The sequence below is a fragment of the Bacteroides sp. CACC 737 genome (assembly GCF_013874375.1).
Taxonomy (GTDB): domain Bacteria; phylum Bacteroidota; class Bacteroidia; order Bacteroidales; family Bacteroidaceae; genus Bacteroides; species Bacteroides uniformis.
The window spans coordinates 1,646,716-1,672,341 of the sequence record NZ_CP059408.1; the positions used below are offsets into that span (position 1 = coordinate 1,646,716).

Consider the following 25,626-nt stretch of genomic DNA (forward strand, 5'->3'; position numbering starts at 1 on the left):
CCACTTTTGAATTTACTAAGTGCCTGTCAGCAAGCGGGCGTTTGGCAATACAAATTTCAGTCGTACATCGTCAACCTATAGATTTCCCGAACCTTTTATATACATGATATGAATTCTTACCTTTCCTTAAAATTAGTCATGAGAAGCTGGAAACGCAATAAACTGTTTGTTGCCATTTCCCTTGTCAGTCTGGTCGTCGGTATTGCCTGCACCACTTTGTTGATGGCATTTGTAATACACGAATATAACGTTGAGAACAATAATCCCAACAAAAATCGTATTCTGCGTTTAGTCCAGACTCTACCTTTTGCCCAACAGGCAGTGGAAGGTACATTCATATACGGTGGAACTGTTCCTCAAATAGTATCTCAGTTTCCGGAAATAGAGTCTTACTTACGTACGCAAACATTCAAGAATGTAAGGGTAAAGATTAAAGGACAAGAATTTCAAAGCTGGAGCTTGGTAGCAGCAGATTCAACATTAACGGCTTTTTTCCCTTTCCATAATATAGTAGGGGATGTTCAAGACGCATTACTGAAACCAGGAGACATAGCTGTAAGTGAACTGTTTGCCAAGAAATGTTTCGGTACAACAGATTGTATAGGAAAAAATGTAGATATACTATTGAGCGAAATAGGTATCAGACGCATCGTTGCCGTATTCAGCCAACCGGAGCAAAGCATGATGCAGACAGACATACTCCTACCATTGGAAGCTACCGAAAGCTCTGATTGTATGCTATTGCTGAAAGAAGGTACGGATATAAAGAAATTCCGCCAACGTTTCGGAGAAACAGAACTGCCCACTTTGTTGGGAAACGGACATCTTCGTACCCAAACATTGCAAGAATCTTATTTCGACGCTACGGTAAAAGACAGTAATCAAGTTATCAAACATCAGCAGAGCACCTTATTGGGTGTAGGGCTGTTGTCCGCATTACTGATTCTATTCATCGGTTGTTTCAACTTTATAAATCTGAGTTTCTCCCGTTTGTTGCGTCAAGTGCACATGCTTCACATTGAATCCATAATGGGAGCCACAAGATCACAAATGCGCCAACAACTGTTCTTGGATACTTTTCTGATGGTTCTTGTCGCTTTCCTTTTATCTTTATTGTTGATGAATGACTTATTGCCTGCATTTAATCATATGGTTTCTGCCAAACTGACAATGGAATATTTGTTCTCATGGCAAGTGTTCCCTCTTATCTTGTTGTTTATCATAATATTGTCTGTCATACCGGCAAGTTATATGGGTCATAGGTTGCATTCCATATCCGAAACTAATTACCGTCATTTCTTTACCGGACGCAAAAAACGTTTCATTGTGGCCTTATTGGTAACCATACAATTCATCATCTCCATTGGCTTGATGAGTACATTCATGATTATCCGTTCACAGATGTATCTGATTAAGCAGGAAGAAAAGCACTATGAGAATATTATTAATGTATATACAGATGCCAATGCACAACCGACGCTAAAGACCCGGATAGATGAGGTGAAGAATATAGAAGGGGTAGAAGCGGTAATAACCTCCAATACCGGAATATATCCGATGAGTTTAGGAATCCCGGGCAAGGATGATTCCGGTGACAATCTGCTCATGTTGGAATTATACGAGGATTGTCCGGAATTCCTAACAATGCATCATATTGAACTGCAAGACTCCCTGCAAATATTCCATCTAATGTCCCGTACTCCACAACCTGCACTAATCAATGAAACATTCGTGGATTTATTGGTGCCCGAAGGAGAAAATCCTATCGGACAGCCCATTTCCAAGTATGTACACGAAAGAGAAGAACTTACAAAAGGTACAATTATCGGTATAGTAAAGGATTTCAAAAAGTACTCCATGACAGACCAAGTGGCTCCCTTACGAATACTCCTTTATGATACTCCACAAGATAATTTCTCAACTCTAGTTATAAAGGTAAAAGCCGGATATAAAGATAAAGTCATTAATTGCCTAAGAGAATCATACGAAAAGAAAAATCCAGGCATTCCTTTGAAATATGATGATATGTATCAGAAATTTATGTCCTACAATCAGGACATAACACACTTCTCGCATATCTTATTCATGTACGCCTGTGTCAGTATATTCCTTACTCTTTTCGGATTATTTGGCATCACACATTATGCCGTCTCACAGCGTAAACGTGAAATAAGCATCCGTAAAATTCACGGTGCATCCGCCCGTCAGATTCTATGGCTTATCAATTATCCGTTCCTTAGCTATGTAGGCATCGCATTCGTCGTAGCCGTCCCTGTCATTTATCTCTTTATGACATATTGGCTACAGCAATTTGCATACCATGCCACTCCAAACGCCTTTCACTTTCTGCTACCCTTGCTTTTTACTATAGGCATCACCTGCTTTACGATATGCCTGAATGGATATCGGGTAGCTGTCACCTCATTTCATCCGCGCCGCAATAGCCAGTAATACCCCAAGCACCACACCCAATATCGCAGCAAACAGCACCCGCATTTCTCCTGGCAGGAGGAATGTAATGGTGTGTGCCGGATACCAGAAAAAGGGAATTGTTTTCTTGAAGACAAAATTCCATTGTGCATCCCAATTCAGATGCGTAATGATGCGGGTCATCGGGATAGGGGTGAGGAGGCTGCGAAGAGAGCCGCCCCAATCCAGAATATGTGTATCCGTAATCTTATGGAATGTCATGAATACCGGAGCAAATATAGTGTTCATGGCAACTGAAATAGCAAAAGCTATCCATAATTTATCAAAGCAAAACTCCCCGTTTATGATAGCAGCGGCATTTGCCATTCCCATATATTCCATAAATTGCGGTACACCTTTGGAGAAGATAATCATGGCCGCGTTGATTCCCATTCCCAACAGTCCCCACACTACGGCACGCGGCAGTACACCAAATCCTTTTCGGTTATAGACTCCGGCACTGATACGAAGCCCCAGCATCTCACCCAGTGTAGCAAGAATTCCGAATTTAATGAAACTCATTACCATTCCATGTGCAGCGTTGAAAGACTTATACCAATCGTAAACGGGTTCACTCACAAAGAATGGCAGGAATATTATCACCAGAACAAAAATAAAGAGGAAGTCTTGCTTTTTCATACAAAAGTCATGTTTCTCATAAATAATGTGGCAAACATACTAAAATTATTCTGATTTAAAAGCAAATAAGCAAATAAAAGGTGTTTTGCCAAACAGAACAAAGTGTTTCCCTTAACCGAACAGTCTGTTTCATTAAAGAAAACTAAATATTTCAAACAGATGCGCAAAGATAATGTAACCTTGCTAAAAATCAAATGGTTATAAAACATATTTTCTTAGCAAGGGTAGAAAAGGAAGCAAGAAAAAGCATATTTGGGTGAGAGTTAAGTTACCAAATCGTAACTCAGCCCAAAATGCTTCAAACACACTATTAATATATTATATTACAGTGACTTGCACAACTTTGCATAATCTTTAATAACTCAATAGTAATTAAATTTGTAACTAAAAAAAGTTGAGTTATGAAAAGTACATTCAAAGTATTATTTTACGTGAAGAAACAGTCTGTAAAAAGCGGAAAGGCACCGATAATGGGCCGTATCACCATCAATGGAACCCAAGCCGGTTTCAGTTGTAAGAAAGAAGTATCCCTCGCATTGTGGGATGTCAAAGCCAACCGGGCCAGAGGCAAGTCCGAAGAAGCCCGTACACTCAATCAGGAACTTGACAATATCAAGGCACAAATCACCCGGCACTACCAGTATATCTGCGACCACGACAGTTTTGTCACAGCCAAAAAAGTCTATAACCGCTATGTCGGCTTCTCAGAGGAATACCATACCCTTATGAGTCTTTTCAGGGAACAGCTGGAATCGTATAAAGAGAAAGTCGGCAAAGAAAAGGCCGAAAGCACCTATCGCGGTCTGGTTGCCGATTACAAGAACCTTCTGCTTTTCATGAAAAGCAAAAAGAATACAGAGGATATTATCATTGAAGAACTTGATAAATCCTTCATCGAGGATTACTACAACTGGATGCTCGGTACCTGTGCTCTGGCGAACTCCACTGCCTTCGGGCGTGTCAATACCCTGAAATGGCTGATGTATATCGCACAGGAAAAAGGCTGGATACGGGTTCATCCGTTCGCATCATTCGAGTGTATGCCCGAATACAAGAGGCGCTCTTTCCTTTCCGAAGAGGAACTGCAAAGGATAATCCGTATAGAACTGAGATACAAGCGCCAGCGTGCCATGCGCGATATGTTTTTATTTATGTGTTTCACCGGTCTTTCCTACGCCGACCTGAAAGCCATAACCTACGATAATATTCATACCGACTCCGACGGCGGTACATGGCTGATGGGCAACCGTATAAAAACAGGAGTGGCGTATGTCGTAAAATTATTACCCATTGCCATCGAGCTGATTGAAAAATACAGGGGTGCGGATGAAAAGAAAGACTCTCCCGAATGTGTCTTTCCGGTAGGCGAATACAATGCCATGCGGCTCAGTCTTGGAATCATAGGCAGGAAATGCAACTGCCGGGCCGAGGTCACTCCGCATATCGGGCGCCACACATTTGCCGTTCTGGCCATACTTAAGGGAATGCCGTTGGAAACCCTTCAGAAAGTGTTGGGGCATAAGTCCATTCTCTCCACACAGGTTTATGCCGAACTGATTAACCCGAAGGTAGGCGAGGATACCGACAAAATTAGCGAGAAAATCGGTCACGTTTACAAACTTGCCATGTAACACGGCAATAAAAAAACGTCCGGAAGCCGATAAGCTGTAATAGTCAAGACTTGTTCTGACATTTGTTTTACTATCGGACAAAAAAACTGTCAGATGTTTGTTGCGAAGTTACACAAGTTTCATCATCCTCACAACCGAATGAGATTTTATCCTGCTCATTCGGTTTTATCATTTCCTGATTTTGCAGTTGATACTTTCTTGCCACAGCGATTCCTTCGATAAAAGTTTGCATGGGCGTTTTCCCGAAACAGTACTTTCCAGAGTGTGTTCTTTGGGTATTGTAGGAGTTCATCCACATATCAAGGTCTGCTTGCAGCTGTTCGATAGAGGTATAGATTTTCTTTCTGAATGCAATAGCATAGAACTCATTCTGCACGGTTCTGTTAAATCGCTCACATATACCGTTTGTCTGAGGGCTTTTCGCCTTAATCTTAGAATGATCAATGTCTTCCACAGCCAAATACAATTCATACTCATGATTTTCTCTGTTTCCGCAGTATTCTGTTCCTCTATCTGTTAGCATACGCATCAGTTTCAAGTCATGCTGCTCGAAAAAAGGAATAACCCTATCGTTAAGCATATCGGCAGCAACAAGCGCATTCTTTCTGTCATACAACTTGGCAAATCCGATTTTGGAGTAAGTATCAATGACGGTCTGCTGATAAATGTGTCCCACACCTTTGATATATCCTACATAATAAGTGTCTTGGGCAAGTAGAAAACCGGGATAATAAGTTTCTATCTCTCCATGAGCCTGCTTTTCTTCTTTTGCTTTTTCCAATGCCGCCACTTGGTTCTCATCAAGGATAATGCCCTCTTGTTCCACTTTGGCTGACAATGCTTTCAGGCGTTTCTGGAAGGTCTCCATATCGTGCCGTAGCCAAATGGAACGCACTCCGCCCGGCGAAATAAGAATACCTTTCTTACGTAGCTCATTGGATACACGGACTTGCCCCAATGCAGGATTGTCTATCGCCATCTGTACGACTGCCTGCTCGATGTGTTCTTCCACACGGTTCTTTATGACAGGCTTACGGCGAGAAATCTCCTGCAAGGCGACTTCACCGCCTTGTTCATACAACTCTTTGAAACGATAAAAACTGTCACGACTGTAGCCCATAACCTTACAAGCACGTGATACGTTTCCTAACTGTTGGGAGAGTTCAAGCAATCCCAGTTTGTTCTTGATGACCTTTTCTGATGTTGTCATAACTTAATCTGTTTTCTGTTACAAATTTATTCTTTTTATACGTAACTGTCAGATTAAGTCTTGACTAATTCAGATAAGCCGAAGGACGTTTTTTATTTTACTTGTTTATTTTCTGAACCGTCTGAAATCCCTGTAATTTTTTTTCAACACTTCGTATAGGGCACTCTCCGGGTAGAGCAGTTTCCCCCCGATAGTGGTATAAGGCACCAGCCTTTCATCTCTCAACGTCTGCAACGTCCGTCGTGAGATATGCAATAGGGTGCATATCTCATCCCCCGTCATGTAATGCTCGTCCGCAACTGTCGGGCGTATCCGTGCCGTAGCCTCTTCCACCGCTTTCCCCGCTTTTTTTATCCATCCAGCCAGTTCCTTGAACTCTTCCGAATCCCTTGTGATAATCTCCGCCATACTTTACTTCCTTTTGATCAGTCCGTTTTCCAGTATCTCCTGAATATCCGTTTCCCGGTAGAAAAATTTTCCCCCTACGTTCGAGTGGGGGATTAGCCCGTTGTCACGGTAATTTTGCAGGCATCGTTTCGATATGCCCAAAGCCAGACATACGTCCTGCGCATCCATTCACTTGTCCGACGCAGGCGGTGCAATCTTTTTCTGGAAGTCACTCATTTGTACGGCCAGCGTGCTGACCAGTTTTCTCAACTCCTGATACGCGCTTGTTTCAATAATCGTCAGTTCCATACTAAAATTCTTTTTAAGTTTCTGAATATGTAGCAAAGTAAAGCACATTTTATATCCTTTTCAAACGGACAGTATCAGAGTCTTCCGCTGGCGTGCATTGGCGTATCTAACGATAAAAGAGAAGAGCTCGTCACTTGCATCCATACGACAACGGAACTTCCTTCTCCTTACTTGTTTTCCATGCCTTCTCCAGCATCACATCATACACATCCCATCTGTTCCGACCCGACAGCTTGTCTTCTATCTTTTCAATTTTCCCGTGATAACTGAACTAATCGGAGGATTCATCAACCACTCCGTCTATCGATAGCTTTTGTCCATGATATACAGCAGTGTCATCCGATCATAATTGTATGGGCTCCGCGTCAGGTTCAGCCCCTTTCCAGCGTCAATCAGCCTATAATAGTTCTCCCATGTGGAGGTAAGATCATAACTTTCATTGTCCGTTACATTTTTTAATACTGACCTGCCTTGAAATGCCTACCTTATCGTTTCTCCGTTTTCCTACCAACCGAAATGGTCATGACAACGATTCACTTTTCCTTCTATCAGCGAGAGCTATCCCCTCTGTTTATGGACAGCCGGGAATTTTATCACCAATTCAGAAGAAATCGTATCATGTTTTTAGGCTTTACAATTCAGCGCTCCATTCATCTTACCGAAATAAGAAGAAGTGTCGTGCTTGAAAGGATAAATATATAAACCACCGATAATAAATTAATTAAAAACATTTGAAAATGATATGTGCATAAAAACACTGTGTACCGGACATATTCTAATCCAAACGGTACTTTTTCAATTTCAGATAAAGCGTGCTCCGACTGATGCCCAGTAGCCGTGCGGCAGCCTTCCTGTCATTGCCCGTTGCCTCCAATGCTTTCAGAATGATTGCCCGTTCCGTCCGCTCGTCATTAAGTGAATACTCTCCCGGTTGCCTGCCTTTATCGGGAATGTCTATCTCCCTGGTGGTTATCCAGTCATCTTTCGCCAATAAGGTGGCCCGTCTGACAACCATCCTCAATTCCCGTATGTTTCCCGGCCACGAATAAGATTTCAACCGTTTCTGTACTTCGCGGTCAAAGCCTTTCACTTTCCTTGAGAACTCTTGATTGGCGGCATCCAGCATGAATTCCGCCAACGGGATAATATCCTCAATGCACTCTGCCAGCAATGGTACATGCAACGGAAATTCATTCAGACGATAGAACAGGTCCTCCCTGAAACGTCCTTCGGCTATCGCCTTCTCCAGGTCCTCATTGGTAGCGGCTACCAGACGGATGTCCGTCTGAATCTCCTCTTTACCGCCTACGGGGCGGTAGCGTTTTTCCTGCAAGGCACGCAACAGTGCCCTTTGTACCTCGGCATTCAGATTGCCCACCTCGTCCAGAAACAGTGTCCCATGGTTGGCGGCGGCAAACATGCCCGTCTTGTTTTCCGTCGCTCCGGTAAAGGCGCCCTTCACATGACCGAACAGTTCCGATGCCGCCAGTTCCTTCGGAAGTACCCCGCAATCCACTGCGATGAAAGATGCATCCGACCGACCGCTCAACACATGTATCTGCCGGGCCACATACTCCTTGCCTGTCCCTGATGCGCCACGTATCAGCACGGCTAACGTATCCACCGGAGCCACCAGCCGGATATGCTCCTGCAATCTCAATGCCAAAGGGCTTTTGCTTGTATAGAATCTTTGTTTTGTATTGCCGTCCCTTCTCTTACGTTCCAATGCTTTCCGGATAATACCGAGTACCTTTTCTGTCTGCACAGGTTTGGGCAGATAGTCCACGACACCTTTTTTAACAGCTTCCACTGCACCGGGTATGTCCCCGTAGCCTGTCATGATAAGGAAAGGAATACGATAGCCATGTGTATTCATCCATTCCAGCAGTTCCATGCCATTGCCGTTGTCGAAACGAAAATCCGACAATACCAGATCCACATCATGATTGCCCAAAAACTCCTTTGCATTGTCCACGGATAATACATAACGGGCATTGATACCGTTTTTCACCAGCCAGTTTGTGGTAGCACGTGCATACACACGGTCATCCTCTACTATCAATACAGTTTCCATATAGCCTTTTCTTTATTCTTTTTGCTTTCTTTAGAGCATATTCCACAGCTTTAATCAGTTCCTCTATTCTTTCGTCCGATAAGCCACCCCATTTTTCGGAAGGCATGGAAGCCATTTCCCTCAGTTCACTTTGGGGAATGTTTATACGGATCATTTCCCAAAGCGGTGCGGCTTTGTGTATGATACTCCCCAACTTCTTATAATCTCCCGTGGAAAAAGCGTCCCTTATTCCGGCAAGTTCATCCATGGTATCCTCTATAAATAGGTCCAGCATCTCTTCCACGTTTTCCTCTCCTTCCATGATGGCAGCAAAATCAGATCGATCCATTTGTGAAACTGCCGCCAGCAACTCTTCCTCAGAGAAAGGCTTATACAGACAGTCGGCAAAACCTGCGGTAAGATACTTTCCCTTTTTATCGGAACGTGCCGTGATGGCTATGACGGGAATCTCCCATGCCCGAGGAATGTTCGATGTCCTCAACAGCTCAAGGACCGAGAAGCCATTTGCACCGGGCATCTGTATGTCGGTCAGTAGAAGGTCGTATTTCTGTTTGTTCAGACAATCCATCAACTCCCGGACATCGGTGCAGCAGTCACAGTGAATCTGACTGCGGGAAAACATTTTACTGATGACTTCCAGCTGGATACGGTTGTCATCAATGACCAGCACACGGATATCAACGGGCAATTCACAAACAGGAAAAAACTTCTCTTCCGGACAGACGAGTTGTTCGGCCGGTAGTATAGGCAGGAAAACAGAAAAACGGCTGCCTTTACCGGGTACACTCTCCACTTCCACATGCCCCTGCATTGAGGATACGAGTCGGGCCGTAATTGCCAACCCCAACCCGAAGCCGGGGATATTACGCGCATTGTCGAGCCTTTCGAAAGCTCCGAATATCCGTTTTTTCTCCTCAAGCCCTATTCCCATACCCGTATCCAGGACAGAAATGTGGAGATTTCCCGCCCGGTATTCCACCTCAAGAAGCACCTTCCCGTGAAATGTGAACTTCAAGGCATTGGACAGCAGGTTGCCGACTATCTGCCGGATATGCGAGCTGTCACAGTTGACCATAACATCCAGACCGGAGAAGGATGCGGTGAACGCAAGTTTTTTCTGCCGGGCGGCAAGACGGTGGCTGTCCGCTATTTCTTCAAACAGAGTTTTCAAGCTGAAGAGTGTGTTTTTGGAGTGCGTCCCACCTTCATCCATCCGGTGATATTCCATCAGCGTGTCTACCAGAGCGAGCATATAATCGGACGAATGCAGGATATTGCCCAGATAACCGGCTCTGCGACTACCATCGCTTTCCAAAGGTAACTGTTCCGCACAGCCTCTGATAGCTGCCAGCGGAGCACGCAGGTCATGGGTCACCGAGGCCATCAGCTCCTTACGTGAACGGAGCAATTCTCTATTCCGATTGTCGGACTGTTCAAGTTCCCTCTCGTACCGGAGACGGCGGTTCAAATCCCGGTGGATGAGGATATACAATACAATTGCCAGTAAAGAGACAGACAAAGCCAAGCCGGCTATCACATAGTAGGAGTTATTCCGTTCAAGGACAAAGGTTCTGTAGCCTGCAGCAAAACGTTCGTTATTCTCCCGTTCAAATTCAGAGACCATGCTGTTCATCCTTTCGTTCAGCTCCATGCTGCCAACGTATAAGCTGTCCATCTGTGCCTGTATTTGCACTAATCTTTCAGCCTGTTCCAAGGAAAACCTTTTATTTAAAGAGTGGAGCATACGTGTTGTCATTTCGATTGAAGGGGCAAATGATAAGGGATATTGTTTACATTCAGCCTCTTCCCGCTGTTGCAAATAAACAGATTGGTTCTCTTTTTCCCTAAAAACGTTCCAAACATTTTTTTTCTTTTTAGGAATGTCTTTTGTATTGAATTCTAAAAAGGACATATTTTCCTTTGGCTGTACAGCTTGTTTCTGAACGGTCTGTATAATGGAAGGGATACTTTCCTGTACAATGTTACCTATATCCAGCAATTCATTGAAAGCATGTATTGTCTTAAAAAGAAGGATTTCTTTATTCCAAAGAAGAAGGCACAATGAGTCAATGTGGCTTTTCTGTAATGGAGTATGGATATGCTTCTTTAAAAGTTGCAGACCGTCGCAAATCTCATGTCGTTTGCGACGGTATTTCTTCAAGTCGTCATTATCCCATGTTATGGCAATTTCCGCATAGGTAGAGAGCTCCAACAAGCTAATGTAGTTTTTTATTGCCAAACGATGTATCACCGCCAGTTCCTTTTCTTCTTTACGCAGCATGTGTCTCACCCCCTGTTCCTGACGGAACTGATAGACAATGAAGGCTAATAGTAAAATTAAAATAACATAGCCGAAAAATATTTTTAACTTTAACCACATAATAAAACCAACTGTAAAATTTTATACAATATCCATACCTAATAGAGTATAAAATTTGAAAAGTCACAATACAACCTGATTAGTGTGTAATGGAACTTTCATATTAAATCATCTTTTATATTAATGATGTATTAGCCGAAAAAATGGATTCTACGTTTTGAAGAATAAAATGGAAAAGCTACTGAATGTAGTATTGTCTTCTGTCAATTAGAAAACAATGTTGGTAAAGCATTGTACAAATATTCTGCAATAGCTCGAAACTCATGCCGAGCCCCTTCTTGTTCATGAAAAGTCAGATGATTTACATCAAACACATCCGTAAATTTGGCCATGGCTTGTACTTGCGTCCATATCCTGTCGTAAGCTACATCATCTGTCCCGCTGCATGCCCAAATGTAGAAATCATTTTCCAGTGATGATGAAGAACGGACGATATTGGCCAGATGAGCCGCTGTTTCATCGGGATAATTCATTCCGGCAAAACGTCCCAATGACCATCCGTCGGAACTGATCGGCAGGAAATACTTGAAATAGTCCAGTGTATATTCCAGTGCATACCAGGTGGTTACCGCTCCCATGGAAAAACCTCCGATGGCCCGATGATTCCTGGAAGCCTGCAGCCCCTCTAAGTCCGTTTGCTGAGTGTATGTACAGTAACGGCTCTCTACCAATGGAATCAGGTCGTTGACCAGTTCTTGAGGAAGAGCCTTGCAATAGGGGTCAGCATCAGGATAGTAATCGACAGGAGTGCCATATACATAACTTGTGGATACCACGATAACCGGAGACATGTCTCCCTTTTCGATCAGGTGGTCAAGCAAGTTCCGCATCATGCCGTTCTCGTTCTGAAAGAAGGAGGCAGCTGTTTCTCCATGCCCATGTACGAAATAGAACACATCATAGCATTCATCGGATGATTCCTTATACCCATACGGCAGGTAGAGATAGGCCGTATTTGAGCGCATTTCACCGTTCCCATCCACATAGTTGCGGGTGTCATAGTCAATTTGCACCACGCTTCCTTGGGAAGCGGTTTCCTCCAGATATTCGGCTGGAACAGGTACGGTCTTGTTCAAGAGTGAGGGATAGCCGGAGGAAGTCTCAGCTTCGGTTACCTCCTCGTTGCCATTGCAAGCTGTCAGACACAGACAAAGCAAGAAGGTTTTAATAGTCATAGAAAATGTACACATAGTAAATTGTTTATAAGTTGCTTAAATATTATTCTTTGATTGTATATTATACCACGTTTGCTGAATCATTATACTAACGTATCGTGTAGGTAAGACTAAGCATCATATATGGCTCCAACACATTGCTTGATATATAATCACAGTAGTTGCTTTCTAACCGATGTGTAAAATTCCGGTTCTGTTTGAGTACATCAAAAGCTTCCAATTTGATTTCAGCAGCATTGTTTTTCAGGAATTTCTTACCTAAAGACAGATTCCATAGACAGTAATCTTTCGTACCCGTATCCAGACCTGTGTAACCTATATAGCTAAACGTACTGCGCAAAGTAAGCCCCCAAAAGAACATACAACCCAGTTTGACAGAAGCGGTATGAGTGATGTAATCGTTGCTTGTAGCTTCATCAGATGAACTGAATATATTGTTGATGACAGCAGAGTAAGAGGTTGTAAAATCTATATTCTTATTGATATTGCTTCCGATAATTATTTTAGGTATTAAGTTCAGTTCACGTGTGTCGCTTGTCACCCCATTAAAGACAGTGGGGGTATTGGTGTAATTGGCAGCTACGCTGACATTGATATTGCTGCGGATCAAATCAAGAGGAAATCCGTAAGTCAACATGGATTGCAGTGAATAGTAGCCATTCAAGTTTATCGGTCGGGTAAACTGTGCCCCCTTGTTGAGTGTAACAGAAGGCATCAACTCTATATTCTCATTGGCTACAAACGTGCTGTCTCCAATGTACTTCTGCTTATAGGTGGCTCCCAGCATGGCGATAAAAGTATGTCCGGACTTTGTCGTATGTACATAGCGAAGATTGGCTATATGCGATAATTCCTGATCCAGATAAGGATTCCCGGCAAACAGAAACAGGGGATTTGAATTGTTGACCACAGATTGCAAATCCGTTATGGACGGCGAAGATGTGATGCTACGGTAACGGAACTGCAACGAATTGGTTTGGTCTAAGACATAGTGGAACATCAGTGAGGGAAGGACTGAAAAGTAACTGCGGGAATGATGTTCGGATTGAGGATAGGTTAAATCTCCCTTCAAGTTTGCCCATTGGGTTTCCAGTCTCAACATGGCATTCCATCTGTCGCTCTGATAACGAATACCTACATTCCCGGATTGGGTCAGATAATCCGACCGATACATGCTGGAAAGATTTTCATCCAGTTGCTCGTAGGATTCCTCGTCCGGTCGTGACACAAAAGTCTTTTGTCCGTTCTCCGAATCAGAATAATTGAGCTTATATCCCAACTGCAACTGAAGCTCATCGGATATTTTTTCCGTAAAAGTCAGGTTGGAACGGAAACTGTATTGTTTTTTGATGTTATTCTTCAATTGGCTATGTTCTTCAGGAATGTTCTGTTCCAAAGAACTGTACAATAAGTCTGTAAAATCTGAACGGTTACTGCCATCCGTATTGCTCATGCGTCCGCTCAGCATCCATGATAATGTTCGTCCCGGTTTTGTGAAACGATGACGGAACAGCAGATCCGCACCAATATTATAGGCTTTGTTTTCTCCAACTGCTGTGGTGCTTGTTTCATTGCTCAAGGCCCCGTCAGTTTTGTTTGTCCCTTGCAATGAATTGTTGCTGTCCATATTTTGAAAGCTCAAAGATGGACGAAAAAGCAACGAACTCCGTTCGTTTATCTGGTAATCCAGCTTGAAATTGAACCGATGATTCCAGTTGGTCAGGTAATTCTCTTTATATTCTTCATAAGACATTCCAGCCAATGCTGCATCCAAATAATTACGGTTTGTTTGTTGAAGGGTCTGATTATCTGATTTATTGAAAAAATAGCTCGAAGTTATCTTTAACTTTTTCCCCCATTGGTTTACATAATTCAGTCCCAGCCCATTGGTGGATGTAAGTCCGTCCATGCTGCCAATCATGAAGTCTGCTACGGAACTTCCACTTTGGTAACCTTTTTTTCCGCCTCCATTCCGGAATCCTTTTCTTTTGTTTCCAGAATTTGAAGATAGGATTCCTGTCAAATCTTCTTGTGAAAAATTCTGCTGATTTACATTGTTGGACATGCCTAATACTGATATACGTTGATTTTCATTAAAGAAATTCAGATTCCCATTTACCTTATAACGTTCATCAGTACCATATCCCGCAGTCATCTCTCCAAAAGTTCCTTGTCGGAATCCCGTTTTCGTGACGATATTTATAGTTTTAACTTCTTCGCCATCGTCAAATCCGGTGAACTCAGACTGGTCACTTTTCTTGTCAAAAATTTCGATACTGGCAATAATGTCCGAAGGCAGGTTCTTGACAGCCAGACTGACATCCCCTTCAAAGAATTCCTTGCCATCCACTAAAATCTTTTCCACTTGCTCTCCCTGAGCCTGAACAGTACCGCCCTCGACAACAACACCGGGCATCTTTGCCAGCAAATCCTCAGCCGAGCTTCCCTGCATTACCTTGAACGCCTCCGCATTGTACATGAGACTGTCACCACGTTGTTCGGCTCGGGTAGCACGTCCCGTAACTGCAACTTCTCCCAGCAACTGTGAGTTTTCCTGCATATATACATTGATTTTGTTGGAAGTATTTGCTATTTTAACAGTTTCCATAAAAGCTTTATAGCCTACATAAGAAATATTCAGGACATAAGTACCTGATTTAAGCTTATTGAAATAGAATTGCCCGCTCAAATCGGTAGTTGTAAATAAGGCACTCCCATTTTCCGGAACCAATTTGACTGTTGCAGAAATTAAGACCTCATCCGAAGCCTTATCTTTTACGACACCACTTAGGCTTTGAGCCGAAACGGACAGTGACAGGCATAGACATGCCACAAGCAAAAGTATTCTTACCATAAAAACAGCTTTGATTAAAAGAAGAAATTGATCATTCACCTCCAAAGGAAGCCGGAATCTTGTTTTTTCAATAAAAGCGGCTACCGATGACTCTTTTATCGCAAAGAACATTGTGGGATTATATATACCGGCTATTCGCTTGAGCGTATATGATTGAAAATCCAATTGAGACGTTTGTCCGTATAGCTCTCTGTGCAAGTCTTAATATGTGACCAGCCATTTTCCACGTCAAGTATAGTTTCCCCATTCAGCTCCTTTAACCGTTCCATAAAAGAAGTGACTGGAGCAATGTCCATTAGGTTATCGCCAGTCCCCATCACCGTGCAGACCGGAGTATTGGCGAGCAGAGCAGCATCTACCGTGTCCGGATTTCCGGCTACCGGCATAACGGCGGCAAACAAGTAAGGATAGGCAGATGCCATTCTCCAAACCCCTGTTCCTCCCATAGAACCGCCCATTAGATAGATACGGTCTGGATCCACTTTTCCCTTGTTCATGTATTCATCAACAAGATTTTTTATAATCTCATTTGTCTGGACTCCCCACGTAAGGGGGTCCGGACATTGAGGTACAATCATAAAGGCATTAATACGGTTTCTGCAAAGGTAATCGGCAATCGTATAGATTGCATCTTCATTCATTTGTCTGACATTATCACTTCCACGCTTTAGTCCGCCATGCAAATAGATTACCAATATCGGTTTCTGTTGTGTGCCACCGGCTGTTATCACCGTTTCCCTGTAAGGAAGTGTGATGCTATTATATGACCATACATTGAAACTGAAGTCTGAATCTGTATATCTGCATGGTGTAGCTGATGCCCAAATGCTCATATACAAAAGAATAGTTATGATTATCATGCGCTGCCGCTGTATTCGCAGTAAATCATTCTTTCGACTGACCACGCTTTCCTTTCTTCATGTCAGCGATTGACTGTTCTATCATCTGCTTGTAGACCGTTTGCTGTTCGGCTGTCAGCAGAAGGCAGATGTCCGCCGTCAGTTTTTCGAGGGCTTCCCTGCGCTTTTCACGGGGATATTTCTGCTTGTTGAAATCCGCATACAATTCACGGATTTTCGTTTTCTGCTCATCGCTCAGGGTCAGCTTTTCATCCATTTCCTTGATGCGCTGTTCAGTCCGCTGTTGCGCAGTGAGCTTGGTTTTACTTTCTTGTGCTGGTACCTGCAAGGTGGTAGCGATGGCAATGGCCATCATTAAAAACATTCTTTTCATACTAAATTTCTATTATGAGTTGATAAAAAGTAGATAATAATCTCTGTCTATTTGGATTGGGGAGTATCTGTTCTGACAACCCGGAACCCCACATTGGCATAGCCTTTGTCTCCGGATCGCACATCGTCCGATTTCTCGCTGCGGCAGTCGTCACGTTTGGCATCCCAACTGCCCCCTTTCACAAGATACTGTCCGTCGGCATCCGTTGTAGTGGTCCACTCCCAGCAGTTACCCCAAAAGTCAATCCCTCCGCAGGCGCCGGTAGATTGCTTGTAGGCATCTACGGCAGTCAGTCCCGACTCCACATGATTGGCATTCATGGCTACGTCTTTGGGCATGTGTCCGGCACCCAAGATCCATTCTTCTTCACTGGGCAACCGATAGATATGCTTGCTGTCCTGAGCCGTCAGCCATTGGCAGTAGGCTTGGGCATCCTGGAGGGAAATGTTCACTACCGGATAATTGTCCTGCCCTGATTTGTAAGTGAAACCGGGCTTAAAGGCAGCATACTCGGCATTGGTGACGGGAGCATACCCGATATAAGCCGTCGCATCGGAAGCCCCACGCAACACCATCCACGCATCCTTCGGATTATCGTCCCTTCGGGGGTCGATGAAACGGAGGAACTGTTGCCGGATTCGTGTTTCACGGTTCTCCACCATCTCATCAACGATACCCTGCATGTGTTCCACAATGCTGTAAGTACGGGCTTCGCGTTCCAGTTCGCGCAGCTTGTTCTTCTTTCTGGCCACTACTTTGTCGTAGCGTACCCCCATCTGGTCGAGTAACGCCTGTCTGTTGGCTTCCGTCGGATTCTTCCGGTATAGGACAAAGAGCTTATGTGTCTTGGAGTCCATTTTAGGCCGCCCCTTTTCCACCAGCGGTGCACCGGGCTTGTCAAACTCCAGTTCACTTTCCACCAAATCATCAGGACTGATGAACTCACCCAACTCTACTTTCTGATGTACTCCGAAATAGTGTGCCACCAGACCGTCCTTGTAAATGGAGAACCTGTATCCTCCATACAGATTGCAGGGGAGGGTGGAAATGTAGTAGTCCTTTCCGGGGGTGAACCCGGACTTCTCACTGGAGATGTAGGTAATGATGGTGCTGGTATGCGCCATATCACCGACTACGGTTTTCCCAAAAGCATCCTGGCGGGTGATTGCCGTACCAGCCAGCGGAAGACAGTCCACACTTTCCACTTCTATCTTCACCACACCTGCCATCGGAAGGTTAAATCGGATGCCACAACGCTGTTCGGCACTCCCTTCATACCCGTCTTCCTGGTCGGTCTGATGAATCGATACTGTTATTTTTGAGTCACTGTCATCCTTCTGTGCGGACACAGCAGTGACCGTCACAATGGCAACAGCCATTGCTAAAAATATTTTTTTCATCATGTAATGTGATTAGATAATTAGATGAGATCTGTTCTTACGACTCTGAAACCGACGTTGGCATAGCCTTGACCTCCGGAACGAACGACGTCTGATTTTTCGCTGCGGCAATCATCGCGTTCCGAATCCCAGCTGCCGCCTTTGATGATATACTGCCCCTCAGCATCCGTTGAAATAGTCCATTCCCAGCAATTGCCCCAGAAGTCAATACCTCCGCAAGCACCGGTTGTCTGGCTATAAGCATCTACCGCTGTCAGACCCGTCTCCACATGACCCGCATTCATGGATACATCCTTGGGCATGTGTCCGGCACCTAAAATCCATTCTTCATCGGTCGGCAGACGATAGCTATGCGTCGGGTCATTCTGTGCCAACCAATCGCAATAGGCCGTGGCTTCCTCTACGGTGATATTCACCACCGGATAATTATCCTGTCCGGCTTCATAGGTAAAATCCGACTTGAAGACTGCATATTCCGCATTGGTAACGGGAGCATAACCGATGTAGGCATTGGGAGCGGAAGCCCCTCTCAGCACCATCCACGCATCATCCGGATTGTCGTCATTTCGGGGATCGATGAGACGCAGGAATTGCTGTTCAAGCCGGATGTCACGGTTTTCTACCATCTCGTCCACAATCTTCTGCATTTCTTCCACCACATCCAAGGTGAGGGCTTCTCTTTCCAATTCGCGGAGCTTCGCTTTTTTACGGGCTACCACTTTATCATAACGAACACCCATTTGATCCAGCAAAGCCTGCTTGTTTTCCTCTGTAGGGTTCTGCTGATATTGACGGAGAAGTGCCGTAGTCGTAGCATCCAGTTCCGGTCGTTCTTCTTCTACAAGCGGCGCATCCGGGTCGTCAAACTCCAATTCACTTTCAATCAGGTCAGCGGGTGTGATGAATGAGCCCATTGCCACCGTTTGATGCACACCGAAATAATGTGCCACGAGGCCTTCCCGATAGATAGACAGGCGATAACCTCCATAAAGGTCGCAAGGCAAGGTAAAAATGGAGTAGTCTTTTCCGGGAGTCAATCCGTTTTCATCCGGGGCATTGAACACCAGGATGGAGTTGGCGTTTTCCACTTCCCCGGTCAACGCTTCCCCTGAATCTCCCCATTGAATGCCTGTTGTTCCGGCCAAGGCATAGCCGTCTACACTTTCCAACTCTATTTTAGTGATTCCAGACAGCGAGAAATTCAGTTTCAAGCCACTGTAAATATTACTTACATCCTGCGAACTTGGTAGATTCAACGCAGTAACCCCATTTTCATCATATCCGTCGCTTCCAGCCACTTGTTCGGCAAGAACTGTCAAGGTTGGATTTCCGCTGCCGGATACTTCTCCCGGTTGGTCTGTAATCTCATCACTGTCACAAGAAGACATAGCTGTCGTCATGAAGAACGACAAACAAAATATGCCAAAAGCTTTTAATTTCATAATTTTCATTGTTTATTTACGTTTATCTTTATTTTGAGAACGTTGAAACAGCCGGTTCATCATTCTTCTTTCCAATACATATACTTTCTCTATTTGCGTGGGAGTCAGAAATTTGCTGTACTTCAAATAATACTTCTTACGTAGGTCAAGTATCTTCTGACTATGGGCAAACCTTTCGTTCATGGCTTGTTCAGCCTCTTTATCCGAAAGATGGGCTTTCTCTCTTTTCGGTCGGGGACCTAATGCCCAGATTTCTTTTTGGAACTGGCAGAAAGTTTCCACAAACTGCCGGGACGTTTTGTTATCCATCGCCATTTCATTAGCTATAAACTGAGCCTGTGTCTCGGCCAGTTGTTCACGGGTCATACGCTGCTGCTCGCTCTTTTGGGCATACGTATTTACATGGAACACAATCATGACCAAGGCAAGTACAACTACTTTAGTGATATTCTTCATTTCCTTTGTTATTATTCGTTCATAAACAGATCATACTGATAAGTCGCAAACAGGTAATCCTGATCGCTGCTGCTCAGATTGGCAAAAGCCTTTTCCACATCTTCAAAACTATTACTTGAATCATGGGGTAATAAGTTGAAGACAACCAATAATGCAATACTTGCCGCCACAAGTCCTCCCGTCACAGAATACCAAAGGCGAAAGTTGCGTTTGGGCTTGGAAGGAAGCATCTCCAATTTTACAGTTTCCCATACATTGTTTTCCATATCATCCAAGAAACCGTCCGGCGCGGTATAAGGCAGCCGTTTACCTACGCGGTCGAAATCAAAATCTTCTTTCATACATCTAATTGTTAGCATTCATGTATTTGACAATCTTATCTTTGGCAATATGATAGCTGGACTTTACACCATCAGTTGTTGAACCGATAATTCCGGCAATCTCATCATATCCCAAATCATTATAGTATCGTAAGTTAAAAGCCAGCTGTTGCTTGGTAGGCAAGGATAAAATGGCTTTTTGCAACTTTACAGCTTCCAAATCATTGTAATCGACAAATTCATCAGCCATCAGATTGCTTAGCTCACTCGAAGAATCATCCAATGACACCCGTTCCTCTTTTTTATACCGATCCAACAGGCGCAAAGCTTCGTTGGTGGCAATACGGTATACCCAGGAACGTAAAGTGCATTCGCCTTTAAAATCGGATAATGACCTGAATACCCTTATAAAAGTTTCTTGCGTTGCATCCTGTGCATCTTCATGGGTTACAACTAACCTTCGGATATGCCAGTAAACCGCTTCCCTATATTTTGTCATCAGATAGCGGAAACCTTTCTCCGGTTCCTTAGCCGTTAGCTCCACCAGTTCCTTGTCATCCTTTATGCTCATAAACAGTCGGGGATTCACTTGCCATATAGATGGAAGGTGTATTTAACTTAGTCATATCCGTAATCTGTGAGTTAATGACCATACAATGCCTGTGGTGATGGGGATGACGAGACTTGCGTACAGTCACACAGGATTGCAGCAAAAACAAGACTGTCACTCCCAGCATCAGTAGTTTCCAAATCTTTTTCATATCCTATTATCTTTTGGTATATATTTTCTTTTTCCCTCTAATTACGAGTTGTATTGGATTTTTCTTATCCATGGCAAAAGCATCCAGTTCAGCTTCTGCCGCAGCTCTACTGAGTTGCGTCATCTTGGCATATTGTTTAATCGTCAGATATTTGTTCGTTTTCAAGTAAGCCATAGCCATTGCCAATCTTTCCTTTCGATTGAATCGGTTACTGATATAATGGAGCATGTCCGGTTTAACCACAACGGTAACAACCCGATTAGAAGGATAGTAACAATAGTGACGCCAATGTTGGGCATTTACAGCTCCGCAAATCAACAACATCACCAAAATTAGCATTCCTACCTTTTCTTTTATAGTTGCATACATAGTTACTATTTTTTATTAGACAATTTTATCTTACATACCTTTTCATGAGCTCATTTAAATGGATGTTCTGTATAAAAGACCCGATAAAGGAATGAAAGTAAAATCAAACAAGTAATATTTTTGTTTTTTAATTTAATATTTTACTTGCTAAGAAATATAAGAAACACAATTTCTATTGATTAAATTCGGCTTTTTTCTGTATTACATTACTTGTAATATTCTATTATACCATTCAAGCAACAGCCCTTGAATCCCGCCGTATTTCAATTCTCTTTTTCCCATATAACGATTTTCCCATTTTTATTTATCCCGTCAGTAGCTCCACCTTGCCGGGTTCAGGGTGCGAAGCTACGGACGGGACCCCTAAAAATCTGCAAGGCCGCTTCGCGCCCTGCGGGTTTTGGCGAAAATTTTTCAATCCGTCCAGCCGGGCGGTTGAAAATTTTTCACCAAAAGCCTTGCATATTTTCTCCCCGTCCGTATCTGCCCCCTGAAACGAGCAAGGTGAAGCCACCGACAAGGCATAAAAAAAAGTCAATGTTATGAAAAAGAGAATTGAAATACAGCAGGATTGGAAACGAGGCTTCGGCTCAGCTCCAACCGGCATTAAAAATTGGGTGAAGTGGTCGCTGGTCGGTTTCGTGGTCTATGTGGCGGTGCGTTTCGTGTGTGCCTTTTTGGGTGGTATTCTGCCCATGTCGGCAGTTTTGGCGGTGGTGGTTTTCCTCATCCGTGCCGTGTGGCGTATCCTTTGCGTGCCCGCTCTTTTCATCCTTATTCTTTGCGTGATACTCTGACAGAATATGAATCATTTTAAAATCAAATCATTATGACTAAAGTACATTTATTAGGAGCTAACAGAAGTTACGACAGAAGCGTTCAGACCGTTTCAGTCAATCAAGTAGTAGTATTGGAAGGCTACAGCTATGACAGCTATGTTGTGTATGAAGTAAGCCGCAACGGGTGGGGAATAACCTATCATCTTATCAATTTGCGGACATACGAGTTTCATACATCCGACCTTATCCGGCCGTTATCGGAAAAATTCGGAATAGGAATCTATTACGATGATGCGAACCCCAGGTTTTTAGATCCGTTGGAAACAGCCGCTTTACTCACCAAGGCAAAAGAGAAGAAAGCCGAAGAAGAAAAGAAAGCGAAGGAAACAAGAGAGGAATACGGACGTATCGCCAAAATCGGTGCGGAGCGTTTGCGCCCCCTTGTCCCAACGGATGCAAAGGCGGTCATTATCGGCACGTTACGGGTAAACGAGTGCGACAGCTATACGGACTATTATGACTACAGTATAGCAAGAACCGTCATTTTAGGCTTTTCCAAACATACACGCAACCTCTTTTCAGAAATGCGCAAGCATGCCGCCAATTTTGAGGGAACAGCCTATTTGGCGGAATATAACGCAGATTACGAACACCGTGAAAATTACAGCATGGGAGACGGTATGTATCTGGGCAGGAACAAGTACAGCGGTTGGACGGTTGAGAAAGAGCCTATCCACGACCTTGAAAAATTCATAGAACGGTATGCGCACACCGCAGGGGATGAAGCCAACCTTTGCATGAAAGCACCGCAGAGAAACAGCGATACGGCAGAACAATCCACAGCAACCGCAGACCTTTCAACCCTCAGTCTTGAAATCGTGGAATACAGCGAGAAGGCGATTGCCGTATTCGGTGACACCAGGCCGATAAAGGACATTCTGAAAGACTTGAACGGTCTGTTCCGTGCGAACCTCACCTATAAGGGCGAAAGGCGTGCAGGGTGGATATATTCCAAGAAGCAGGAAACGAAAGTAAGGGAAGCACTCGCTACGTGCATCCGTGTATGACAGCATGAACGGCAGGGCGGAACAATCCGCCCGCCTATCAACGAACCCATAAAAAAGTAACGACATGAGAACGGAAACAAGAACATACACCCTCTATCGGATAACCGAGTTATCCGAGGAAGCCAAAGAGAAAGCACACAACGAATGGTTGTGCAACCGATATTTTTACGGTTGGACACACGAGAACCGTCAGACCCTTGATACCTTTTGCGAACGCTTCGGCATTGTGTGCCGTAATTGGAGATATGACGCATGCAATTACAGCTATGACTACCGCAGCAGGCAGGAAGACTGCATAGACGGGCTAAACGGTTGGCGGTTGGCGGCCTATCTGATGAACAACCATTGGAACGACCTGTACACGCCAAAATATTTTTGGAAAGGGACGAAAGGACGAAAAAGCAGGATATTTGTAGATGCCTGTTGTCCCCTTACGGGCTATTATATAGATAACCGTATTCTTGCTCCGATTTATCAGTTCTTGAAATCCCCCACCGAAAATATCACGTTTGACAGCCTTATGAACGAATGTCTCGACAGTTTTTTCCGTGCTTGTCGGGATGATATGGAAAGCACCCGGACTTTGGAATACTTCACGGAAGAAAGCAACGCCAACGGTTGGGAATACCTTTCAGACGGAAAACTATTCAATTAATTATCAACATTTAAAACTTATCATTATGAAAACGAACAAGAAAGTACAGACGAACAGCGTACAGAAATCAGAGAAAGAAAATGCAGTAAAGGTGACCGCTTTGGCAATCATCCCGAAACCGATTACACTACTCACACCGCAGGACGTGCCCACGGCTACCGAAGTGACAGAAGCACCCGAAACGGCAACCGTTCCCACTGTTACGGAAGAAGCACCGCAGCAGGCCACGTTCAAGACACCGCTTGCAACGGCCACAGCCGAAACAGACCTTGACATCACCACCGTACACCCAAGTAGGGACAACCACCGCAAGACGTTCAATGACGCATCATTGCAGGAACTTGCGGAAAGCATTCGGGAAGTGGGAATCCTGCAGGCCATTGCAGTACGCCCACGCACGGAAGGCGGTTATGAAATCATATACGGTGAACGCCGTTACCGTGCCTCATTGCTTGCAGGAGCAAAGACCATAAAGGCAACCATATATAATAATGTGACGGACGATGAAGCGGAAGACATGTCGTTAAGCGAGAACTTGCAGCGTGAGCAGGTACACCCCACCGAAGAAGCAAAAGCGTTCAAGCGGTTGCTTGAAAAGGGCAGATATGACATGTATTCACTGACCGCCCGTTTCGGACGGAGCGAGAAATATATCTATACCCGATTGAAACTGAACGAACTCTATGCGCCTATCGGTGAACTGTTGGACAATGAAACAATCACCGTCAGCGTAGCCGAGGAGATAAGCACCTATGAGCCCGATATACAAAAGGACGTGTACGAGAAGCACCTCAAAGAGGGGAACGGTGAGGATTGGACGGGATATACATTGAACCTCTTCAAAAGGTACTTTGAAAAATACTATACCACCGACCTTGGGCAATACAAGTTCGACAAGACGGAATGCAAGACATGCGTACACAACGCAGCCAATTACAACCTTTTTGCCGAGCATAACGGGTGCGGACACTGCACCAACCGCAAATGTATGGAAGCCAAGAACGCAGCCCATGTGGCAAAAGAGACGGAGAAACTTTTGAAATCCGATCCGAAGCTGGTTGTCGCACGCCCCTACTACGGAAGCCGTAACGATATGGCACTACAGAAATTGGACAAGAAAGGGCATGAAATCAAGGAACTTGACTACAACGTATCGGCAAGGGAATTCCCCAAAGCACCCGAAGCACCGAAGAAAGAGCAGTTCACCCAAACGAAAGAGTACGAACAGGCGGTGCAGACATTTGAGCGCAGAAACGAGGAATATGCCCGAAAGCTGGAGGAACTTGACCGCATGAAGGAGGAAGGCAGGATAAAGACCTATGTAAAGGTAGGGCAGACAGAACCCGAACTCTGCTACGTGGAGATAAACAGGAAGGAAACCGCCCCCGTCACTATCGGGACATTGCAGGAAAGGGACAAGCGTTTCAAACAGCTTTCCATCGAAAAGACCGTTGCCGATACGAAAAAGATTGTCCGTGAGAACGACTATCCCGAAAGCCCGTTCACGCAGTACGAGGACGGTATGGTTTATTTCGCCATGCTTGCCCAACTTCAAAGGAGACATTTCCCGCTTTTCGGCATCAAGGACCAGCCTTTCGCATTGGACGAGAAACAGCGGATGAAAATCGTTGCCAAACTGACGGACGCACAAAAGACGGTAATCAAACGGGACTTCATCAGCCACTTCCTTTGTGAGAACGGCCACGGAGACAACAACGCATCCAAACTGTTGAGGGACTTCGCAAACATGCACTTCCCCGACCAGTACGGACTTGCCAGAGCCACCCACGAGGAAGAATATCAGAAACGGCATGAACGTTTGGAGGAAAGGATAAAGGAAATGAAGAAAGCGGAAAAGAAAGCAGCTAAGGAAGCGGAAAAACAGCAGGCAGCGGAAAAGACGGAGAAGAAAGTCACCGCCCCGAAAACGGAGAAGCCCGAAAGCGGAAAGGCAGCATAACCCCAAGCTGAAAACGTGAGGTTGTGTCAAAACGTTGGCACAACCTCTTTTATATT

The 25,626-nt window shown here is 44.4% G+C and carries 23 protein-coding genes and 1 pseudogene; 6 read left to right on the forward strand and 18 right to left on the reverse strand.

Annotation, left to right across the window (positions count from 1 at the left end):
* Positions 1–138 precede the first annotated feature (138 nt).
* The gene (locus H1A11_RS07140) at positions 139–2,451 is read left to right on the forward strand and encodes an ABC transporter permease (protein ID WP_255461549.1); all 2,313 of its coding nucleotides are present in this window, start codon (positions 139–141) and stop codon (positions 2,449–2,451) included.
* On the opposite strand, the gene H1A11_RS07145 is transcribed toward H1A11_RS07140, so the two are convergent.
* The gene (locus H1A11_RS07145) at positions 2,422–3,108 is read right to left on the reverse strand and encodes a hypothetical protein (RefSeq protein WP_117599711.1); all 687 of its coding nucleotides are present in this window, start codon (positions 3,106–3,108) and stop codon (positions 2,422–2,424) included. The two genes, H1A11_RS07140 and H1A11_RS07145, sit on opposite strands and share 30 nt — an antisense overlap.
* A gap of 401 nt (positions 3,109–3,509) precedes the next feature.
* On the opposite strand from H1A11_RS07145, the gene H1A11_RS07150 reads away from it, so the two are divergent.
* Positions 3,510–4,739 carry a site-specific integrase gene (locus H1A11_RS07150; RefSeq protein ID WP_118939701.1) on the forward strand — a complete coding sequence of 410 codons (1,230 nt, stop codon included), beginning with the start codon at positions 3,510–3,512 and terminating at the stop codon, positions 4,737–4,739.
* Positions 4,740–4,809: 70 nt separating this feature from the next.
* Here the strand turns inward: H1A11_RS07150 and H1A11_RS07155 are convergent, their stop codons facing one another.
* From H1A11_RS07155 to H1A11_RS07230, 17 genes and pseudogenes are all read right to left on the reverse strand, one after another.
* The gene (locus H1A11_RS07155) at positions 4,810–5,949 is read right to left on the reverse strand and encodes an IS481 family transposase (RefSeq protein WP_094582489.1); all 1,140 of its coding nucleotides are present in this window, start codon (positions 5,947–5,949) and stop codon (positions 4,810–4,812) included.
* Between the two features lie 105 nt (positions 5,950–6,054).
* Complete coding sequence (locus tag H1A11_RS07160) at positions 6,055–6,357, reverse strand: helix-turn-helix domain-containing protein (RefSeq protein WP_002562202.1); 303 nt, start codon at positions 6,355–6,357, stop codon at positions 6,055–6,057.
* Positions 6,358–6,360: 3 nt separating this feature from the next.
* On the reverse strand, positions 6,361–6,525 hold the full coding sequence (locus tag H1A11_RS07165) for a helix-turn-helix domain-containing protein (protein WP_005655033.1): 165 nt from the start codon (positions 6,523–6,525) through the stop codon (positions 6,361–6,363).
* 420 nt (positions 6,526–6,945) lie between these two features.
* Positions 6,946–7,062: pseudogene (locus H1A11_RS19075) on the reverse strand (DUF6047 family protein); the annotation flags it as partial.
* 358 nt (positions 7,063–7,420) lie between these two features.
* Entirely contained in the window at positions 7,421–8,719 is a 1,299-nt protein-coding gene (locus tag H1A11_RS07170; protein WP_118939700.1) for a sigma-54 dependent transcriptional regulator, read from the reverse strand.
* Positions 8,691–11,099, reverse strand: a complete 2,409-nt coding sequence (locus H1A11_RS07175) for an ATP-binding protein (protein ID WP_181757954.1) — start codon at positions 11,097–11,099, stop codon at positions 8,691–8,693. The genes H1A11_RS07170 and H1A11_RS07175 overlap by 29 nt, the downstream gene beginning before the upstream one ends.
* 203 nt (positions 11,100–11,302) lie before the next feature.
* Positions 11,303–12,289 carry an esterase family protein gene (locus tag H1A11_RS07180; RefSeq protein ID WP_118939699.1) on the reverse strand — a complete coding sequence of 329 codons (987 nt, stop codon included), beginning with the start codon at positions 12,287–12,289 and terminating at the stop codon, positions 11,303–11,305.
* Positions 12,290–12,362: 73 nt separating this feature from the next.
* Positions 12,363–15,128 carry an outer membrane beta-barrel protein gene (locus H1A11_RS07185; protein ID WP_181757955.1) on the reverse strand — a complete coding sequence of 922 codons (2,766 nt, stop codon included), beginning with the start codon at positions 15,126–15,128 and terminating at the stop codon, positions 12,363–12,365.
* A 131-nt stretch (positions 15,129–15,259) separates the two neighbouring features.
* The gene (locus H1A11_RS07190) at positions 15,260–15,961 is read right to left on the reverse strand and encodes a prolyl oligopeptidase family serine peptidase (RefSeq protein ID WP_181757956.1); all 702 of its coding nucleotides are present in this window, start codon (positions 15,959–15,961) and stop codon (positions 15,260–15,262) included.
* Positions 15,962–16,013: 52 nt separating this feature from the next.
* On the reverse strand, positions 16,014–16,361 hold the full coding sequence (locus H1A11_RS07195; RefSeq protein WP_117574217.1) for a Spy/CpxP family protein refolding chaperone: 348 nt from the start codon (positions 16,359–16,361) through the stop codon (positions 16,014–16,016).
* A gap of 47 nt (positions 16,362–16,408) precedes the next feature.
* Entirely contained in the window at positions 16,409–17,764 is a 1,356-nt protein-coding gene (locus H1A11_RS07200) for an SUMF1/EgtB/PvdO family nonheme iron enzyme (RefSeq protein WP_255461550.1), read from the reverse strand.
* Between the two features lie 17 nt (positions 17,765–17,781).
* Positions 17,782–19,203: an SUMF1/EgtB/PvdO family nonheme iron enzyme gene (locus H1A11_RS07205; RefSeq protein WP_255461552.1), complete on the reverse strand. Its 1,422-nt coding sequence runs from the start codon at positions 19,201–19,203 to the stop codon at positions 17,782–17,784.
* A gap of 12 nt (positions 19,204–19,215) precedes the next feature.
* Entirely contained in the window at positions 19,216–19,659 is a 444-nt protein-coding gene (locus H1A11_RS07210; RefSeq protein WP_103983180.1) for a hypothetical protein, read from the reverse strand.
* An 11-nt stretch (positions 19,660–19,670) separates the two neighbouring features.
* Complete coding sequence (locus H1A11_RS07215; protein ID WP_117574213.1) at positions 19,671–20,000, reverse strand: hypothetical protein; 330 nt, start codon at positions 19,998–20,000, stop codon at positions 19,671–19,673.
* A gap of 4 nt (positions 20,001–20,004) precedes the next feature.
* Positions 20,005–20,550: an RNA polymerase sigma factor gene (locus H1A11_RS07220; RefSeq protein WP_118939697.1), complete on the reverse strand. Its 546-nt coding sequence runs from the start codon at positions 20,548–20,550 to the stop codon at positions 20,005–20,007.
* Complete coding sequence (locus H1A11_RS07225; protein WP_129942979.1) at positions 20,534–20,740, reverse strand: hypothetical protein; 207 nt, start codon at positions 20,738–20,740, stop codon at positions 20,534–20,536. Before H1A11_RS07225 ends, H1A11_RS07220 begins: the two co-directional genes overlap by 17 nt.
* Positions 20,741–20,746: 6 nt before the next feature.
* Positions 20,747–21,109: a hypothetical protein gene (locus tag H1A11_RS07230; protein WP_118939696.1), complete on the reverse strand. Its 363-nt coding sequence runs from the start codon at positions 21,107–21,109 to the stop codon at positions 20,747–20,749.
* 542 nt (positions 21,110–21,651) lie between these two features.
* Here H1A11_RS07230 and H1A11_RS07235 point away from each other — a divergent pair.
* The 4 genes from H1A11_RS07235 (at position 21,652) to H1A11_RS07250 (ending at position 25,570) form a co-directional block, all read left to right on the forward strand.
* Positions 21,652–21,906, forward strand: coding sequence for a hypothetical protein (locus H1A11_RS07235; RefSeq protein WP_118939695.1), 255 nt, complete (start codon positions 21,652–21,654; stop codon positions 21,904–21,906).
* A gap of 32 nt (positions 21,907–21,938) precedes the next feature.
* The gene (locus H1A11_RS07240) at positions 21,939–22,955 is read left to right on the forward strand and encodes a fusion protein (RefSeq protein WP_118939694.1); all 1,017 of its coding nucleotides are present in this window, start codon (positions 21,939–21,941) and stop codon (positions 22,953–22,955) included.
* A gap of 64 nt (positions 22,956–23,019) precedes the next feature.
* On the forward strand, positions 23,020–23,610 hold the full coding sequence (locus H1A11_RS07245) for a hypothetical protein (RefSeq protein WP_181757957.1): 591 nt from the start codon (positions 23,020–23,022) through the stop codon (positions 23,608–23,610).
* A 25-nt stretch (positions 23,611–23,635) separates the two neighbouring features.
* The gene (locus H1A11_RS07250; RefSeq protein WP_181757958.1) at positions 23,636–25,570 is read left to right on the forward strand and encodes a ParB/RepB/Spo0J family partition protein; all 1,935 of its coding nucleotides are present in this window, start codon (positions 23,636–23,638) and stop codon (positions 25,568–25,570) included.
* The last annotated feature ends 56 nt before the right edge of the window (positions 25,571–25,626 follow it).

Bases quoted from the DNA above. Each gene is read 5' to 3' on its own strand.
- H1A11_RS07140 (WP_255461549.1), top strand. From the start codon at position 139: ATGAGAAGCTGGAAACGCAATAAACTGTTTGTTGCCATTTCCCTTGTC.
- H1A11_RS07145 (WP_117599711.1), bottom strand. From the start codon at position 3,108: ATGAAAAAGCAAGACTTCCTCTTTATTTTTGTTCTGGTGATAATATTC.
- H1A11_RS07150 (WP_118939701.1), top strand. From the start codon at position 3,510: ATGAAAAGTACATTCAAAGTATTATTTTACGTGAAGAAACAGTCTGTA.
- H1A11_RS07155 (WP_094582489.1), bottom strand. From the start codon at position 5,949: ATGACAACATCAGAAAAGGTCATCAAGAACAAACTGGGATTGCTTGAA.
- H1A11_RS07160 (WP_002562202.1), bottom strand. From the start codon at position 6,357: ATGGCGGAGATTATCACAAGGGATTCGGAAGAGTTCAAGGAACTGGCT.
- H1A11_RS07165 (WP_005655033.1), bottom strand. From the start codon at position 6,525: ATGGATGCGCAGGACGTATGTCTGGCTTTGGGCATATCGAAACGATGC.
- H1A11_RS07170 (WP_118939700.1), bottom strand. From the start codon at position 8,719: ATGGAAACTGTATTGATAGTAGAGGATGACCGTGTGTATGCACGTGCT.
- H1A11_RS07175 (WP_181757954.1), bottom strand. From the start codon at position 11,099: ATGTGGTTAAAGTTAAAAATATTTTTCGGCTATGTTATTTTAATTTTA.
- H1A11_RS07180 (WP_118939699.1), bottom strand. From the start codon at position 12,289: ATGTGTACATTTTCTATGACTATTAAAACCTTCTTGCTTTGTCTGTGT.
- H1A11_RS07185 (WP_181757955.1), bottom strand. From the start codon at position 15,128: ATGGTAAGAATACTTTTGCTTGTGGCATGTCTATGCCTGTCACTGTCC.
- H1A11_RS07190 (WP_181757956.1), bottom strand. From the start codon at position 15,961: ATGAGCATTTGGGCATCAGCTACACCATGCAGATATACAGATTCAGAC.
- H1A11_RS07195 (WP_117574217.1), bottom strand. From the start codon at position 16,361: ATGAAAAGAATGTTTTTAATGATGGCCATTGCCATCGCTACCACCTTG.
- H1A11_RS07200 (WP_255461550.1), bottom strand. From the start codon at position 17,764: ATGATGAAAAAAATATTTTTAGCAATGGCTGTTGCCATTGTGACGGTC.
- H1A11_RS07205 (WP_255461552.1), bottom strand. From the start codon at position 19,203: ATGAAATTAAAAGCTTTTGGCATATTTTGTTTGTCGTTCTTCATGACG.
- H1A11_RS07210 (WP_103983180.1), bottom strand. From the start codon at position 19,659: ATGAAGAATATCACTAAAGTAGTTGTACTTGCCTTGGTCATGATTGTG.
- H1A11_RS07215 (WP_117574213.1), bottom strand. From the start codon at position 20,000: ATGAAAGAAGATTTTGATTTCGACCGCGTAGGTAAACGGCTGCCTTAT.
- H1A11_RS07220 (WP_118939697.1), bottom strand. From the start codon at position 20,550: ATGAGCATAAAGGATGACAAGGAACTGGTGGAGCTAACGGCTAAGGAA.
- H1A11_RS07225 (WP_129942979.1), bottom strand. From the start codon at position 20,740: ATGAAAAAGATTTGGAAACTACTGATGCTGGGAGTGACAGTCTTGTTT.
- H1A11_RS07230 (WP_118939696.1), bottom strand. From the start codon at position 21,109: ATGTATGCAACTATAAAAGAAAAGGTAGGAATGCTAATTTTGGTGATG.
- H1A11_RS07235 (WP_118939695.1), top strand. From the start codon at position 21,652: ATGAAAAAGAGAATTGAAATACAGCAGGATTGGAAACGAGGCTTCGGC.
- H1A11_RS07240 (WP_118939694.1), top strand. From the start codon at position 21,939: ATGACTAAAGTACATTTATTAGGAGCTAACAGAAGTTACGACAGAAGC.
- H1A11_RS07245 (WP_181757957.1), top strand. From the start codon at position 23,020: ATGAGAACGGAAACAAGAACATACACCCTCTATCGGATAACCGAGTTA.
- H1A11_RS07250 (WP_181757958.1), top strand. From the start codon at position 23,636: ATGAAAACGAACAAGAAAGTACAGACGAACAGCGTACAGAAATCAGAG.